Consider the following 641-nt stretch of genomic DNA (forward strand, 5'->3'; position numbering starts at 1 on the left):
GGCCTGAAGGGTTGAGGTTTTGAATCCGTCAGCCCTGTATTTTGGTTTGATCAGCTCTTCACAGAGAACAGATTGTCTCTCTTTTCTCAAATCGGGTGCGGCAACCTTGTTTCCTTTGTTATCAGCAACGGGCTGATCAAAAAGTTCGTGTTCATTCTCACAAATTGTTGAAGGATCAACGTCGGCACAGCAGTCCAGCATGCGGTTGTTTGCTCCCAATCCGGCCCAATAGTAAGCCTGTAAAAACTGTACAGGTTTCTTGAGTCCCAGCGATTTGGGACTGTTGATGGTGGTTTCGGTACGGATGAGCGTACTGTTTTTATTGTACTGCTTGACGGAGTTTCCCCTGAACCAATGTTTCATGCAGGCATTGTTCTGATAGAGCCTTCTGAATGACTTTGAGCCGGAGTTTGCAGGTTTTTTACTGAAAAACTGAGAAATGGAGTCGGGCGATCCGATCCTGGAAAATTTATCCAGCATTCTGTCAAAGAGATTGGTGCAGAGTGTAGCCGATTTGAAAATGACATTTGAACAGACTTCAATCTGTGTGAGATACCACTCATGTTTGAGGTATTTTGAACAGGTGGAATAGGTACCCTTGTCAAATTTGAAAAAGCGGTCCATCCAGTAGTTGATTCTTT

Annotated in this window: 1 protein-coding gene; it reads right to left on the reverse strand. The window is 44.1% G+C overall.

The window, feature by feature from the left end; translation table 11 throughout:
• Window positions 1-624 (reverse strand): hypothetical protein (locus tag MTBBW1_RS27370; RefSeq protein ID WP_080810173.1); only part of this gene is annotated, 624 nt, incomplete at its 3' end.
• Window positions 625-641: the final 17 nt, after the last annotated feature.

This window comes from Desulfamplus magnetovallimortis, from assembly GCF_900170035.1.
Lineage (GTDB): Bacteria > Desulfobacterota > Desulfobacteria > Desulfobacterales > Desulfobacteraceae > Desulfamplus > Desulfamplus magnetovallimortis.